Genomic DNA, 14,087 nt, shown 5'->3' on the forward strand with positions numbered 1-14,087 from the left:
TTCAATAAAACTTGAGAGACATTTTTCTTCATACGGTGTTAAAAACACAGGCTAATTAAATACCTCTCAGGCCATTATGTTTAATTCCCTGCTCTATATTTCACGCCGTCAGGCGTTGCTGTTTTGCTTATTACTCGCCTTCTTTGAACTTCTGACCTATATCGCCAGCGATGCCATTATGCCCGGCATGCTGGCGGTGGTCGCCGATTTCCAGGCTGAGCCGCACTACGTGCCCTGGTCGCTGAATGCCTATCTGCTTGGCGGCGTGGCGTTCCAGTGGCTGCTGGGGCCGCTGTCAGACTGCCATGGCCGACGCCCGCTATTGCTGGCAGGTTCCGCCCTGTTTGCCATCGCCTGCGTGATAACGCCCTTTACCGTCACCATCGAGCAGTTCACGGCGCTGCGCTTTATTCAGGGTATGGGGCTGGGGTTTGTGGTGGTGGTCAGCTACCCGGCATTGCAGGAGAGTTTTAACGAGGCGGACGCAATACGCCTGATCGCAATCATCGCCAACATCGCCCTGCTTTCCCCTCTGCTGGGGCCGCTGCTGGGAAGCGTACTGCTCACCTGGATCTCCTGGCAAAGCCTGTTTATTCTGCTTGCCGCCTTCGCCGCGCTGTGCACGCTTGGGCTGCTGCGCTGGATGCCGGAAACCCTCGGCGTCGCACGGCGGGACGCCAGCCCCCTTGCCCGTAAGCCCTTTAATCTGAAAAGCCTTGCCCGGACCTATGGCGAACTGCTGCGTAACCGCCGTTTTCTGGCGGGGTGCGCCGCGCTCGGCCTGACCGGACTCCCCCTGATGGCCTGGATCGCCCTTTCTCCGCTGCTGCTGGTGAAAAATCTGGATATGAGCAATCTGGAATATGCCCTGTGGCAGCTGCCGATATTTGGCGCGTTAATCGCCGGAAATATCACGCTCAATTTCATCGCCGATAAATACGTTCTTTCCCGACTGCTGTTTTTATCTTCCATTCCGCTGTTTGCCGGTCTGGTTATTGCGTTAATTAGCACTCTGCTGTTTGACTCAATTTATGTGCTGGCGGCGGGGCTGGGGATTTACGCCTTCGGGCTGGGAATTTGCAACGCCACGCTGTACCGCCTCACCCTCTTCTCCTCGTCGCACGGTATGGGTTCGGTCTCTGCCATGCTGGGGATGATCTCGGTCGGCATCTTCAGCCTCGGCGGCACCCTGCTGGCCCTGCTGGGAGCCGGAGAGAGCCTGGTCGACTTTATTGTTCTTACCGCGCTCCCGGCGCTGGTTGCGCTGCTGCTGATAAAAACACTTCTCACTCGGACGGATGAACCGGTTGCCGCTTAAGTCACTAACAGAATATGGACGTTAATTATGATGACTATCCCCAGTGTTGAGGCGCTATGCGCGCTTGCACACCCCTACCAACGCAGTGCCGAAACGGATGAGTTGTTCGATTCGGCCATGCGCGAAATTGTCGCCTATCATGCGCAAAACACGCCCGACTATGCCCGCTGGCTGAGCCACCATGGCATCGATCCCGCATCCCTGACGCTGGATTCCTGGGCGCATCTTCCGCCCGTTTTCGCTAACTACTTCAAGCGCAACCTTCTCCTCAGCGCCAGCGGACAAGAGGCGCTGGAGCTGACGTCGTCGGGCACCAGCGGTCAGAAAAGCCGGATGCGGTTTGATTCCCGCAGCATCGGAGCCGCGCAGTTTATGGTGGACAGGATCTTTGACCATTACGGCTGGAACACGCCGGATACCCCCTGCAACTATCTGCTGCTGAGCTATGAACCGGCAGAGACCATCACCCTCGGCACCGCCTATACGGATCAGTTTCTCTGCAAATATGCCCCGGTCAAATCCGCCGTCTACGCCCTGCGCCACACCGGTCGCGGCCATGAGTTTGATCCTTTTGGCGTGATCCGCGCGCTGCAGGCCTTTGCCGAAGATGATGCCCCGGTGCGGATCCTCGGCTTCCCGGCCTTTATGTGGTTCGTGCTTGAACGGATGCGGGAGATGGGGCTGCCTGACCTGAAACTGCCTGCCGACTCGCTGACCTTTTTTGGCGGCGGCTGGAAGACCCACGCCGACCAGGAGATCCCGAAACAGCACTTCTATTCCCGCCTGGGGGAGCAGTTGGGGATCGACGATCGTCGTTGCCGGGATGGCTACGGCTCAGTTGAGCACTGCGTGCCTTACGTGGAGTGCGCCCATCACCATTTCCATCTGCCGGTTTACGCCCGGGCATGGACCCGTGATACCGCGACCTTTGCCGTTAACGATTACGGCCAGAGCGGCTTTTTGCAGTTCGTCTCGCCTTATATCACCTCCAGTCCGGCGCACAGCGTGGTGATGAGCGACCTGGCGGTGCTGCACCGGGCAGAAACCTGCGGCTGCGGCCTGCAGACAGACTGGTTTGAACTGCTGGGACGCGCCAGCAACAGCAAGGCCCGCAGCTGTGCGCTGGCGGCATCTGAACTGATTCGGGAGAAATAATATGTATCTGATCCATGGAGAGTGTCATTCACAGATGACCCCAGAGCAGGCCCTGGCTCTGCTAAATAAAAGCGTGCCAACCACCCTCAGCAAGCCGCTGCCGCCGGAGATCCTGCTGGCCTGCGCCGAACGCTTTGTGGCGCGCTTAGCCGACCCCGCGTTTCTGCCGGAGATCGCAGGCACTGTCCGGGAGGACGTGCGCCAGTTCTGCCAGCCTGAGACACTGCGCAACAAAATGGAGCATGAGCTTGGAGAGAGCCCTTTCTCGCTGCGTCGCCGGGATTTCCGCAAACCTCACTTTGAGAGCTGGCGTCCGCTGGGCGTGGTAGTGCATATCACCCCGGCGAATGCCGAGCTGCTGCCGTTTATGGCGACCCTGGAGAGCCTGCTGGCAGGCAATATCAACTGGCTGCGTACCAGCGCCAGAGATAACGGAATAACCCGCATCCTGCTGCAGGCGTTTATACGCTGCGATGAGACCGGGATGCTGACCAACAGGGTGGCCATTCTTCCCGTTGCCACGAAAGCGCTGCCGCTGCTGCTGAAGCACGCCGACGGCGTTTCCGCATGGGGCGGTGATGCGGCGCTGGATGCCATCCGTCAGCAGCTGCCTGGCGGCTGCCGCTGGATCCCCTGGGGACACAAAATTAGCTTCGCCTGGCTGGTGCCGGATGCCATCACCGACACTGCGCTGGGTGCGCTGGCCGACGAGATCTGCCGGTTTAACCAGCAGGCCTGTTCCAGTCCGCAGGTGGTCTTTGTGGATACCTGCAATATGCGCACGATGAAAGAGACCGGCGAGCGGCTGGCAACGGCGATGCAGCGTCGCCACGCCCACTGGGGCACGCTGACGCCGGACGAGAAATCGGCGGCCGATATCACCAGCATGGCGGCGTTTCTTGAACTGGATAGCGTTTTTACCGGCACCCAAAGCCAGCAGTGGACCGGTGACGGCTGGCGAATTCTGCTGCAAAACAGCGTTGCACTCGAGCCCTCACCGCTCTATCGCACCGTACTGCTGCGCCCGCTTCCCCGCCACGAGCTGGTTCAGACCCTTCTCCCCTGGCGGCACTACCTGCAAACCTGCGGCCTGCTGGCTCGCGACAGGGATATTGTGACGCTGAGCCAGCTTTTACTGGCGGCGGGCGTAAACCGCGTAACCCCGGTGGGCGGAATGCATCAAAGTTATGACGGCGAGCCGCACGACGGCGTGTTTGCCCTTACCCAACTGACGCGCAGAGTCAGCGTCACGCTGGATGAGGCGACCCTGCCTCGCCAGGCAACGCTGGATCTGAATCCTGGTGCGCCGCAGCTGCCCGCGAATCAGCCGATTATGGATAAATTGGCCTTCAATGAAAGCGCCATGCAGGCCAGCGCCCAGCTCTGGTTCCGCAGCGGCGGCAGCAGCGGCGTGCCGAAGCTCTCGGGCTTTACCTATCGCGATTATCACCGCCAGATGCAGGCTGCCGCCCACGGTATGTTTGCCGCCGGGCTCGATCCCGCCCACGACAAGGTACTCAACCTGATGTATGCCGGAAATCTGTATGGCGGCCTGCTCAGTTTCTTTACCGTGCTAGACAATCTTGGGGTGACGCATCTGCCAATGGGCGGGCCGCACGATGAGGATTACGCCGGGATTGCCCGGACCATTGTGGACCAGCAGGTTGATACGCTGATCGGCATGCCAAGCACTCTTTATCAGCTTTTCTGCCGGGAAGAAAAACAGCTGCGCGCCTACGGCGGCGTCCGCAAGCTGCTGCTCGGGGGCGAACATATGGGAGCCGTCCAGCGCAAGTTTATCGAGAGTTTTGGCGTCGGGACGATCCGCTCCGCGCTGTACGGCTCGGTGGATGCCGGGCCGCTGGGGCATGCCTGTACGGCCAGCCCTGACGGTGTATTCCATTTGATGGCGGATATCCAGTGGCTGGAGATCGTCGATCGGGAGTGCGACAAACCGGTCGGCGTCGGGGAGGTGGGCCGCCTGCTGTTCACCTCCCGGGCGCGCGAGGGGCAAAAGGTGGTGCGCTATGAGATTGGTGATCTGGGACGCTGGGTTGAGGGCGAGTGCGCCTGCGGTGCGGTCACGCCGCGTTTCGAACTGCTGGGCCGTCACGGCAGCATGGTGCGTATCGGCACGATGTTTATCCAGCCTCAGGCGCTGGCGGCACTGGCGGGCGTGCAGGTGCAGCTGATCCTTGAGCATAACGCCGTGAGCGGGCTGGAGCGTATCAGGGTGCTGACCGAGGGCGATCGGCGGGAAACCCTCCACCGCATCAGCAGCGACCCGGAGCTGGCGATGGCGCTGGCGTCGTCGTTACTCGAAGTGAAAGTGGAGCGGCGCGATTACAGGGAATTTGAGCGCCATTCACAAAGCGGTAAGACGCCGTTAGTGATTGATAGACGTCGATAAGCTCTGTACCAGGATGGTATGAAATTTAAAGGAATATGACAGATGACAAACTCAGATAGTCTGCGACAGCTGGTCGATTTCGCCCGGCAACACTCGCCGTTTTACGCGCACCATTTTCAGCATCTGCCGGATCGCGGCTGGACGCTGACGGACCTGCCGCTGGTCGACCCCGAGCGCTACTGGAAAGAGAGCGCGGGCTTAAAGAACTGGCCGGTGCTGACGGGCACCGTTGAAAACGGCATTGTCTTTAAAACGGGCGGCACCACCGGCGGAGGGAAACTCTCCGTTTACAGCCGCGAAGAGTGGCAGGTGTTCGTCACCAGCTTTGGCCGTAGCCTGTCGGCCCAGCTTAAGGCCGGGGATCGCGTGGCGAACCTGTTCTTCGCCGGGGATCTCTATTCCAGCTTTCTGTTCATCCACGGCGCGCTGTCGCACATGGAAACGCCGGTGTGTGAATATCCGTTCAGCGGGATGATGGAGCCTCACGCCCTGGCGGGGCAACTCGTCCAGCACGACATCAACGTGCTGGTGGGCGTACCCGCGATGCTGCTGAATTTTGCCGCCATCATGGCGGAACAGCAGCGCCAGTTTCCGGCCATCACCACCCTGCTGTTTGGCAGCGAAAGCCTGTTCGCGAAGCAGATGCAGCTGCTGAAACAGGTCTTCCCCCACGCCCGCGTCGCCTCCATCGGCTGCGCCAGCGTGGATGCCGGACTGATAGGCGCAAGCACCCTGGACTGCCGCTCCGGCGAGCACCGGGTGTTTGAGCCCGAAACGCGGGTAGAAATTATTGACGAAGTGACAGGCGAACCTATCGACGAGATGGACCGCAGCGGGATGCTGGTCGTGACCAACCTGACCCGCAGGCTGATGCCGTTAATTCGCTATCCAACGGGAGATCGCGCCGCGTGGCGTGAACCTGTCGGCAGCCCGACGCGCAAATTTGTACTTCAGGGGCGCAGCAGCCTGGGCCATCGGCTGCGGGTGGGCTATGCGTCGATATTCCCGGATGAGATCGACGCCCTGATAACAGAGCAGCTCGGCAAGACGCAGTGGCAACTGCTGCTGGAGCACAACGATAACTGTGATTATGTCACCCTGCGCATCGCCTGTTCCGGCAGTGAGCATCACGCCGAACGTGTGATTCAGGGGCTGGTCGATGGCGATCATGCCCTGGCGGAGATGATCGCCGCCCGCCAGCTGCATCTGCGCATTCAGTGGTGCCAGCAGGTGGAACTCATTTGCAATCCTCGCACCGGAAAACTGCTGCGGGTTATCGATCTTCGCGCCTATCAAACCGTCGGAGAAACATCGTGATCGCTATCCGCTGCTTTCAGCCAGATGATTCCGCGGGCGTCAGCGCGCTGTTTCGCCTGGTGTATGGCGAACGTTATGTCTATCCGGATATCTATTTGCCGGGCATGATCGGCTGGCATAACAGCCAGGGCCACTGGCGCAGCGCCGTGGCGGAACAAAACGGCGTGATTGTCGGGCATGCCACGCTCTGGCGGCAGCAGCCAGAGGATCGGCACGCGGAACTGGCGATGTTCGTCACCCATCCGTCGATACGCCATCGAGGTATTGCCACCGCCCTGGGGCAGCATCTGTGTGCCACGGCGCAAAAGATGCGGCTCAGTACGCTGACCATCAAAATGGTATGCAGCCATCCCCACTCCCAGCAGCTGGCAAAAACGCTGGAATTTCACGCCACGGCACTGCTGCGGGATTACGTCGCATCCCCCTTTGCCGCCGGGCAGCGCGAGAGCGTGATTTTTGGCGTGCGGGCGCTGAAACCGCGTCCCGTTCCCCTGCTTTGTGCGCCGCATAACGGCTGGTTATCGTTGCTGGCAAACGGGTTTGGCTCAGCCCCGCTGCCCCAGGCCAGCCCCGCAATCGTCCCCGTGGAAACGACGCTCGCCGGTGAGCGGGTGGATATCACGGTTCATGCCTTGCAGGGAGCCATTTGCGACGACCTCGCCCGCTTCCCCGAAAATCGCCTGGTCTATGTTCGGATACCGGTTGATGAAGGGCTGATGACCCACCTGCCGGTTTTACATCATGCGGGATTTCGGGATATGGGGCTTAAACCTGCCAGCGAGGGCCGCTGGTGGTGGTTGTTACAACGGGGATTCAGTAAACAGGAACTGCCGCTCAGTTGCCCTTTCGCCAGCGCATTGCAGGCGAACGCGCGGGTCTGAGCGGGAACATCAAAACAGCGAGATCAGCAGTGCGACCGGGAAGCTCATCGGCCAGGTGGAGCCCACCAGAAAGGCGCTCAGAAAGCGGATACGTTTACGATCTTTGGAGAGAAACCAGGTGATCAGGGCGCTAATCGTCGCCATGACGGCGTAAAACATTAACATCTTTTGGTACAACGTCATTTCAATGACCCAATTTGCTGTTCAATAACCGCGCGCAATATGCGACATATGTTGATAAGGATCAAGTTTTTTTGTTACACATTATCCACGTTTTTTGCGTGGTAATAACAGTTGGGTAGCATTCGCTACAACTTTTTGACGGGGTTTTTCGGGGCTATCAATAACCAGAGCCGCACTAGGCGGCCCTGGTTTCCGGCTCTATTTCTTAACCGGTTGAGGCTTTTTGTTACCCGAATCGGGTACTTTACGGGATTTGTCTTTATCGACTTGTAGCATCAGACTCTCCTTTGTGGCCCTCGGAATAAGTAAGTATAGCCTACCTCAGGAGTACCACTTAAAAGCGCATTTTAAATGCACATTTTAGCAACTACTGCGCATCCATCCGTGCTGTAATAACCCTAATTCTTACAGGGAGGATGTTATGCTGCGTATTCCGCAAAGTTGTATTCATACCCGTTCCACACCGTTCTGGACCAAAGCCTCTGCCCCACCGGGCATCTTTAAGCGCCATCTCGATACCGGCACCCGGCCGGGCGTCTATCCACGTCTTAGCGTCATGCAGGGCGCGGTGCGTTATCTCGGCTACGCCGACGAAACCTCACCTGAACCGGACAGCATCCTGATTATTGAAGCTGGCCATTTTGGCGTCTTTCCGCCTGAACGCTGGCATCACATCGAGGTGATGACCGAAGACACGTATTTCAATATCGACTTTTTCGTCGAACCCGACGTGTTGAGAAGTCGTAAATAGAGAAGGAGTTACATCATGGGTAAAGCAACCTATACCGTCACCGTTACCAATAACAGCAACGGCGTATCGGTGGATCATGAGACGGAGACGCCGATGGAGCTGTTGATCCCGGACGTCGCCGCTGAGGTGGTGAAAAACCTGGTGAATACCGTGCGCGCTTACGACACGGAAAATGAGCATGAGGTGTGCGGCTGGTAGTTTACCGCCGCAACCTGTTACATCTTAAGCAGTTCCAGCACCGTTTGCGGCACCTGATTCGCTATTTTAAGGGCCGCATTCTGGCTCTGCTCCAGGATCTGCGCCCGGGCAAGCTGGCTGGCCTCGGCGGCATAATCAGCGTCCTGAATGCGGCTGCGGGCGGTTTGCATCGCCACGTTCTGCTGGGACAGCACCGCTTTGCTCGATTCAAACCGGTTCATCATCGCGCCATACTGCCCGCGATAGCTGCTCACCTTATCCAGCGCGGCATCCAGTAATCCCATGGTTTTCCTGGCACCCGCCTCGGTGGTCATGTCGGTACCTTCCAGCTGCAGCGTCTTCAGATCCGTCGGGGTCGGCTCAATGGTGGTGGTCTGCATCTCCTCCCCGAAGTTGGCGCTGGTGACGACCTCTATCGGCCGACTCTGCTTCGGCGGAACCGCAGGCGTAATAGTGGGCGCTGGCAGCGTTCCCCAGGTAATGTTGCTGGTGAAAGAGCCGCTTCCCACCACCATCACCAGCAGATCTTCCGTCACCGTATCCAGCGTGACGCGTTCGATGCGGTTAGAACCGTTGGCACCATCGTTCCAGGCTCCGCTCGCGACGTCCTCATAACGGTCGCCATCCCCGCTGTAGGTAATGGTCATGCCGTTATAGCTCAGCGCTTCGCCGCTCAGGCTCCAGCTGGGGCCGCCGTCGATCAGCTGAGAGTCATCGTAGACCGCCCCGCTGCTGAAACCGTTTTTGGCGGTCAGCACCGATGCGGTGGCTTTTGCCCCGTCGGTGATTCCCCGGCTGACCCAGGTGTAATCCGCATCCGGGCCGTTTAACGGCGTGCCGGCGAGATGTTTCCCGTCGCGGGTAAATATCTGCAGATCGTCATCCAGGCCCAGTGAATCAATAGTGATGGTGATATTTGTCGATCCGGCGGGAATATAGGCCAGTGGAATAATTCCCGAGCTGAAGGAATAATCGGTACCCGCCACCGGGAATTTGGTATTCAGCGGCGCAACATCGCCAATTAATTGCGGCGGTAATACCGGCTTGTCAGTCGCCAGCGGATATTGGCCAAAAATCTCAGTTTGTTCAGAGACCTGGGTAATGGTTGCCAGGATCTGCTGATACTCCTGGTTAATACTGTCCCGATCCGACTGCGATAAGGTGCCGTTCGCCGCCTGGATAGCGAGACCTTTGGCTTTGATCAGCATATTTCCGATATCGCTGAGGCTCCCTTCCGCCGTCTGCGCCAGGCTTATGGCGTCGTCGAGCCCCCGGGTGATAACGCTATCCGCATTGATATTTGAAAACATCCGGTTGGCAATTGCCTGCCCGGCCGCGTCATCCTTTGCGCTGTTAATACGAAGTCCTGAGGAGAGCCGCTCAATGGATTGAGAAAGCAACGTGGTGTTAGCTTTCCGGGACTTAAGCGAGAGCCCGGCAATCTCGTTATGATTAATTGCAAGCATGATGAACAGGGCCGTTTGTCTGGTCTGACTACTCTATCGGCCCGCTCAAAATTTTATTTAGGAAATATTTAATAAAACCAGACGATATATTTTCCATGTGGCGATGTGGTCATTTTAATATATTCACCAAGCTAATGTATTTAAAAAAATATATTCCGTTCCCGCCGATTGCAAGGGCTGCAAGCGGCGGAAACGCAGGATCAGTGTTTGATCATGATATGGCGAACCACGGTGTAATCTTCGAGGCCATACACCGACATATCCTTGCCATAGCCAGACATTTTCATCCCGCCGTGAGGCATTTCACTCACCAGCATAAAGTGGGTGTTGACCCAGGTGCAGCCATACTGCAGATGGGCGCTGACGCGGTGCGCGCGGCCAACGTCCTGGGTCCATACCGAAGAGGCCAGCCCGTACTGTGAATCGTTGGCCCAGTTGAGGACCTGCTCTTCATCGTCGAACGCCGTTACGCTCACCACCGGGCCAAAGACCTCCCGCTGGACGATGGCATCCTCCTGCTTCGCCCCCGCCAGCACGGTGGGCTGGAACCAGTAGCCTTTGCCGTCGTGCTTGCTGCCACCGGTGATCACCTGCACATGCCCCAGCGCCTTTGCCTCATCCACCGCCTTGCACACCCGATCCAGGTGCGCCTGGGAGCTCAGCGGGCCCAGCTCGGTGCTTTCATCATCCGGCGCGCCAATCTTCAGGCTCGAGACCGCAGCCCCCAGCTTTTCAACCAGCGCGTTGTAGATCCCTTTCTGGGCATAAATGCGGCAGGCGGCGGTGCAGTCCTGCCCGGCGTTGTAGAATCCGAAGGTGCGAACGCCCTCCACTACGGCGTCGAGATCGGCATCGTCAAAGACAATCACCGGCGCTTTGCCGCCCAGCTCCATATGGGTGCGCTTAATCGTCGAGGCGGTATGGCCGATGATGTGCTCCCCGGTAGCGATTGAACCGGTGAGCGACACCATCCGCACCTTGTCGTGCCCGGTGAGCGGGTCGCCAACGGTTTTACCCCGGCCGAACAGGACGTTGATGACCCCGGCCGGGAAGATATCTTTTGCCAGCTCCGCCAGTTTGAGCGCCGTGAGCGGCGTAATCTCGGACGGTTTGAGCACTACGCAGTTACCGGCGGCCAGCGCGGGGGCCAGCTTCCACGCCGCCATCATCAGGGGATAGTTCCAGGGTGCGATTGACGCCACCACTCCAACCGGGTCGCGGCGGATCATCGAGGTATGGCCCTCAAGATATTCTCCCGCCGCCGAGCCGTGGAGGGTGCGCGCCGCCCCGGCAAAGAAGCGGAACACATCGGCAATGGCCGGGATCTCATCGCCTTTAACGCAGTGCAGCGGCTTGCCGCAGTTTTGCGACTCCAGCCCCGCTAAGGCGTCGGCATTGTCTTCAATGGTGTCCGCCAGTTTCAGCAGGCATTCGGCGCGGCTTTTCGGCGTGGTGCGACCCCAGCTGGCGAAGGCCCGGTCGGCAGCCTGTACCGCAGCATCCACCTGAGCCGCCGAGGCTTCGGCGATCTCCAGCAGCACCTCGCCGGTGGCAGGGTTATAGACCGGCTGCTTTTCCCCTTCGCCGTTGACCAGTTCACCATTAATCAGCAGTTGAGTTTGCATAGCATTTTCCTGTTGAAATCAATGTTATTTGCCGCTTCCGGCTAGGTTTTCGCCGTCGCGGGTTAGCCACCAGGCCCCCAGAATTGGAATGGCGGTCACCAGCATCACCAGCAGTGCCACCACGTTAGTTATCGGGACATCACGCGGGCGTCCGAGCTGATTTAGCAGCCACAGCGGTAACGTCCGCTCGTGTCCGGCGGTAAAGGTCGTCACGATGATCTCATCGAACGACAGGGCAAACGCCAGCATTCCCCCCGCCAGCAGCGCAGACCCGAGATTGGGCAGAACCACGTAGCGGAAGGTTTGCCAGCCGTTCGCGCCCAGATCCATGGAGGCTTCAACCAGGCTCCAGGATGTGCGCCGGAAACGGGCAATCACATTATTGAACACCACCACCACGCAAAACGTGGCGTGACCGAGAATGATGGTAAAGAAACCGGGCTCCAGGTTGATGGCTTTGAAGGCCGTCAGCAGCGCCAGACCGGTGATGATCCCCGGCAGAGCGATGGGCAGGATCAGCATCAGCGACACGGCGTTTTTGCCGAAGAAATCCCGACGCCATAACGCCGCGGCCGCCAGGGTGCCCAGCACCAGCGCAATGGCGGTAGAGAGCGCGGCGATCTTCAGTGACAACGTCACCGATTCGATGATGTCACTGCGCCCTGCTGCGGCGCTGAACCACTTCAGGGTCAGCCCCTGGGGCGGGAAACTGAACGCCGCATCCTCGGTATTAAAAGCATAGATGGCAATAATCAGCAGCGGGAAGTGCAGGAAGATCACCCCGCCCCAGGTGGCTATTTTCAGAAACAGCGGCGCGCGTTCAGAGTGCATCAAAGGCTCCCAGGCGCTTCACGAACGCCAGATAAACAGTAATGAGCACAATCGGCACTAATGTAAAGGCCGCCGCCATTGGCATATTGCCAATCGCCCCTTGCTGGGAGTAGACCATCTGGCCGATAAAGTAGCCCGGCGGGCCCACCAGCTGTGGCACGATAAAGTCGCCAAGCGTCAGGGAGAAGGTAAAAATCGACCCGGCGGCGATGCCCGGGATCGCCAGCGGCAGGACGACGTAGCGGAAGGTCTGCCGTGGGCGGGCACCCAGGTCAGCCGAGGCCTGCAGCAGCGACGGCGGCAGACGCTCCAGCGCCGCCTGCACCGGCAGGATCATAAACGGCAGCCAGATATAGACGAACACCAGGAAGCGCCCCAGCCCGGAGGTGGAAAGCGTACTGCCACCCACGCCCGGCACCGTCAGCAGCGAGGTCAGCAGCGGCTCCAGCCCCATATGGCTGAGGAACCACTGCGCTACGCCGTCTTTCGCCAGCAGCAGCGTCCAGGCGTAGGCCTTGACGATATAGCTGGCCCACATCGGCAGCATCACCGCGATATAGAAGAACGCTTTCCACTTCCCGCTGGTGTAGCGCGCCATATACCAGGCCATCGGAAAGGCCAGAATGGCGCTGCCGATGGTGACGGCAATCGCCATCGTCAGGGTGCGCAGGATGATGTCATAGTTGGCGGGATTGAACAGCGCGCGGATGTTGGCGAAGGTCAGATCTGGCGTCACCACCATGGTGAAGTCATCGAAGGTGTAGAACCCCTGCCACAGCAGGGCAAACAGCGACCCGAGATAGACAATACCGAACCACATCAGCGGCCCGAGCAGGAGTAAAAACAGCCCCAGCGACGGCCTGCGCCAGAACAGCGCCGACAGACGCCCCGGCAGGCCGTGGGAGGCCGGTGAAGGTGACACGCTCATGTCCATCTCACCCCTCCTCATGCAGCGGCACCATGGCGTCGCGCGCCCACGAGGCGGTGACCTGCTGGCCGGGCTCAACCCCCGAAGCCTGGGTCAAACCGCTCAGGTTGGCCTGGCTCACCAGCAGTTTCTCCCCTTCGGCAAGACGCAATTCGTAGCGGGTGGCTGCCCCCTGGAACTGAACCGCCTGCACCTGTCCCTGTACCTGAATTTCACCCTGCCCGTCCAGACGGATATGCTCCGGGCGCAGGGAGTAGCTGCCGGACATGCCGCAGACGCGCCGTACCGTCGCGTCGGTAAAGACGTTCGAGGTGCCGACGAAGCTGGCGACAAAGGGCGTGCGCGGGCGCAGATAGAGCTCGCGCGGGGTATCCACCTGTTCAATACGCCCGTTGTTAAACACCGCCACCCGGTCAGACATCGACAGCGCTTCGCCCTGATCGTGGGTGACGAAAATAAAGGTGATCCCCAGCTCCTGCTGCAGCTTTTTCAGCTCAAACTGCATCTGCTCGCGCAGCTTAAGATCCAGCGCGCCGAGAGGTTCATCCAGCAGCAAAACCCGGGGCTGATTGACCAGCGCCCGGGCAATCGCCACCCGCTGGCGCTGGCCACCGGAGAGCTGCGAGGGCTTGCGCGCTTCGGCAAAGCTGAGTCCGACCTTCTCCAGCGCTTCCCGCGCCTGTGCCTGGCGGGTGGATTTGTTGATCCCTTTAACCATCAGCCCGTAGGCCACGTTCTCAAGGATCGACATGTGGGGAAAGAGCGCGTAGTCCTGAAATACGGTGTTGACGTCGCGCTCCCAGGGCGGAAGCAGGCTGGCGTCTTTGCCGAAGATGGAAATCGTGCCGCCGCTCAGCTGTTCGAAACCGGCAATCAGGCGCAGGCAGGTGGTTTTGCCGGAGCCCGAAGGCCCCAGCATGGAGAAAAACTCGCCGTCACGTATCCGGATCGTCACCCCATCCACCGCACGCACGTCGCCATACAGGCGTGAGACTTCGTTAAACTCGACTGCGTACGTCATAAT

13 protein-coding genes are annotated in these 14,087 nt (G+C 59.2%); 7 read left to right on the plus strand and 6 right to left on the minus strand.

Features of this window, described 5'->3' with window-relative positions:
• Positions 1–76: 76 nt before the first annotated feature.
• The 5 genes from FFB58_RS03650 to FFB58_RS03670 are packed head-to-tail and all read left to right on the plus strand — an operon-like array spanning position 77 to position 7,081.
• Positions 77–1,318, plus strand: a complete 1,242-nt coding sequence (locus FFB58_RS03650; protein ID WP_138369038.1) for an MFS transporter — start codon at positions 77–79, stop codon at positions 1,316–1,318.
• 27 nt (positions 1,319–1,345) lie between these two features.
• Positions 1,346–2,473: an acyl-protein synthase gene (locus tag FFB58_RS03655; protein WP_138369039.1), complete on the plus strand. Its 1,128-nt coding sequence runs from the start codon at positions 1,346–1,348 to the stop codon at positions 2,471–2,473.
• A gap of 1 nt (position 2,474) precedes the next feature.
• Entirely contained in the window at positions 2,475–4,883 is a 2,409-nt protein-coding gene (locus FFB58_RS03660; protein ID WP_138369040.1) for an acyl-CoA reductase, read from the plus strand.
• 42 nt (positions 4,884–4,925) lie between these two features.
• Complete coding sequence (locus FFB58_RS03665) at positions 4,926–6,200, plus strand: AMP-binding protein (protein WP_138369041.1); 1,275 nt, start codon at positions 4,926–4,928, stop codon at positions 6,198–6,200.
• Positions 6,197–7,081 (plus strand): GNAT family N-acetyltransferase, encoded by an 885-nt coding sequence (locus tag FFB58_RS03670; protein ID WP_138369042.1) that lies wholly within the window; start codon positions 6,197–6,199, stop codon positions 7,079–7,081. The genes FFB58_RS03665 and FFB58_RS03670 overlap by 4 nt, the downstream gene beginning before the upstream one ends.
• Positions 7,082–7,090: 9 nt before the next feature.
• Here the strand turns inward: FFB58_RS03670 and FFB58_RS03675 are convergent, their stop codons facing one another.
• Positions 7,091–7,264 (minus strand): GhoT/OrtT family toxin, encoded by a 174-nt coding sequence (locus FFB58_RS03675; protein ID WP_072036615.1) that lies wholly within the window; start codon positions 7,262–7,264, stop codon positions 7,091–7,093.
• Between the two features lie 421 nt (positions 7,265–7,685).
• On the opposite strand from FFB58_RS03675, the gene FFB58_RS03680 reads away from it, so the two are divergent.
• Both FFB58_RS03680 and FFB58_RS03685 read left to right on the plus strand, forming a co-directional pair.
• Positions 7,686–8,015, plus strand: coding sequence for a DUF1971 domain-containing protein (locus FFB58_RS03680; RefSeq protein ID WP_039028661.1), 330 nt, complete (start codon positions 7,686–7,688; stop codon positions 8,013–8,015).
• Positions 8,016–8,030: 15 nt separating this feature from the next.
• Positions 8,031–8,213, plus strand: coding sequence for a DUF1869 domain-containing protein (locus FFB58_RS03685; RefSeq protein ID WP_039028660.1), 183 nt, complete (start codon positions 8,031–8,033; stop codon positions 8,211–8,213).
• A gap of 17 nt (positions 8,214–8,230) precedes the next feature.
• Here the strand turns inward: FFB58_RS03685 and FFB58_RS03690 are convergent, their stop codons facing one another.
• The 5 genes from FFB58_RS03690 to FFB58_RS03710 form a co-directional block, all read right to left on the minus strand.
• Positions 8,231–9,679, minus strand: a complete 1,449-nt coding sequence (locus FFB58_RS03690; RefSeq protein WP_138369043.1) for a flagellin — start codon at positions 9,677–9,679, stop codon at positions 8,231–8,233.
• Positions 9,680–9,879: 200 nt separating this feature from the next.
• The gene (gene patD / locus FFB58_RS03695; protein WP_138369044.1) at positions 9,880–11,304 is read right to left on the minus strand and encodes an aminobutyraldehyde dehydrogenase; all 1,425 of its coding nucleotides are present in this window, start codon (positions 11,302–11,304) and stop codon (positions 9,880–9,882) included.
• A 24-nt stretch (positions 11,305–11,328) separates the two neighbouring features.
• Entirely contained in the window at positions 11,329–12,135 is an 807-nt protein-coding gene (locus FFB58_RS03700; protein WP_138369045.1) for an ABC transporter permease, read from the minus strand.
• Positions 12,125–13,069 (minus strand): ABC transporter permease, encoded by a 945-nt coding sequence (locus tag FFB58_RS03705; protein WP_138369046.1) that lies wholly within the window; start codon positions 13,067–13,069, stop codon positions 12,125–12,127. Before FFB58_RS03705 ends, FFB58_RS03700 begins: the two co-directional genes overlap by 11 nt.
• Before the next feature lies 1 nt (position 13,070).
• Positions 13,071–14,084 carry an ABC transporter ATP-binding protein gene (locus FFB58_RS03710; RefSeq protein ID WP_138369047.1) on the minus strand — a complete coding sequence of 338 codons (1,014 nt, stop codon included), beginning with the start codon at positions 14,082–14,084 and terminating at the stop codon, positions 13,071–13,073.
• Positions 14,085–14,087: the final 3 nt, after the last annotated feature.

The organism is Enterobacter sp. MF024 (assembly GCF_005843915.1).
Taxonomy (GTDB): Bacteria; Pseudomonadota; Gammaproteobacteria; order Enterobacterales; family Enterobacteriaceae; genus Enterobacter; species Enterobacter barmai.

Bases quoted from the DNA above. Each gene is read 5' to 3' on its own strand.
- FFB58_RS03650 (WP_138369038.1), top strand. From the start codon at position 77: ATGTTTAATTCCCTGCTCTATATTTCACGCCGTCAGGCGTTGCTGTTT.
- FFB58_RS03655 (WP_138369039.1), top strand. From the start codon at position 1,346: ATGATGACTATCCCCAGTGTTGAGGCGCTATGCGCGCTTGCACACCCC.
- FFB58_RS03660 (WP_138369040.1), top strand. From the start codon at position 2,475: ATGTATCTGATCCATGGAGAGTGTCATTCACAGATGACCCCAGAGCAG.
- FFB58_RS03665 (WP_138369041.1), top strand. From the start codon at position 4,926: ATGACAAACTCAGATAGTCTGCGACAGCTGGTCGATTTCGCCCGGCAA.
- FFB58_RS03675 (WP_072036615.1), bottom strand. From the start codon at position 7,264: ATGACGTTGTACCAAAAGATGTTAATGTTTTACGCCGTCATGGCGACG.
- FFB58_RS03680 (WP_039028661.1), top strand. From the start codon at position 7,686: ATGCTGCGTATTCCGCAAAGTTGTATTCATACCCGTTCCACACCGTTC.
- FFB58_RS03685 (WP_039028660.1), top strand. From the start codon at position 8,031: ATGGGTAAAGCAACCTATACCGTCACCGTTACCAATAACAGCAACGGC.
- FFB58_RS03690 (WP_138369043.1), bottom strand. From the start codon at position 9,679: ATGCTTGCAATTAATCATAACGAGATTGCCGGGCTCTCGCTTAAGTCC.
- patD (WP_138369044.1), bottom strand. From the start codon at position 11,304: ATGCAAACTCAACTGCTGATTAATGGTGAACTGGTCAACGGCGAAGGG.
- FFB58_RS03700 (WP_138369045.1), bottom strand. From the start codon at position 12,135: ATGCACTCTGAACGCGCGCCGCTGTTTCTGAAAATAGCCACCTGGGGC.
- FFB58_RS03705 (WP_138369046.1), bottom strand. From the start codon at position 13,069: ATGGACATGAGCGTGTCACCTTCACCGGCCTCCCACGGCCTGCCGGGG.
- FFB58_RS03710 (WP_138369047.1), bottom strand. From the start codon at position 14,084: ATGACGTACGCAGTCGAGTTTAACGAAGTCTCACGCCTGTATGGCGAC.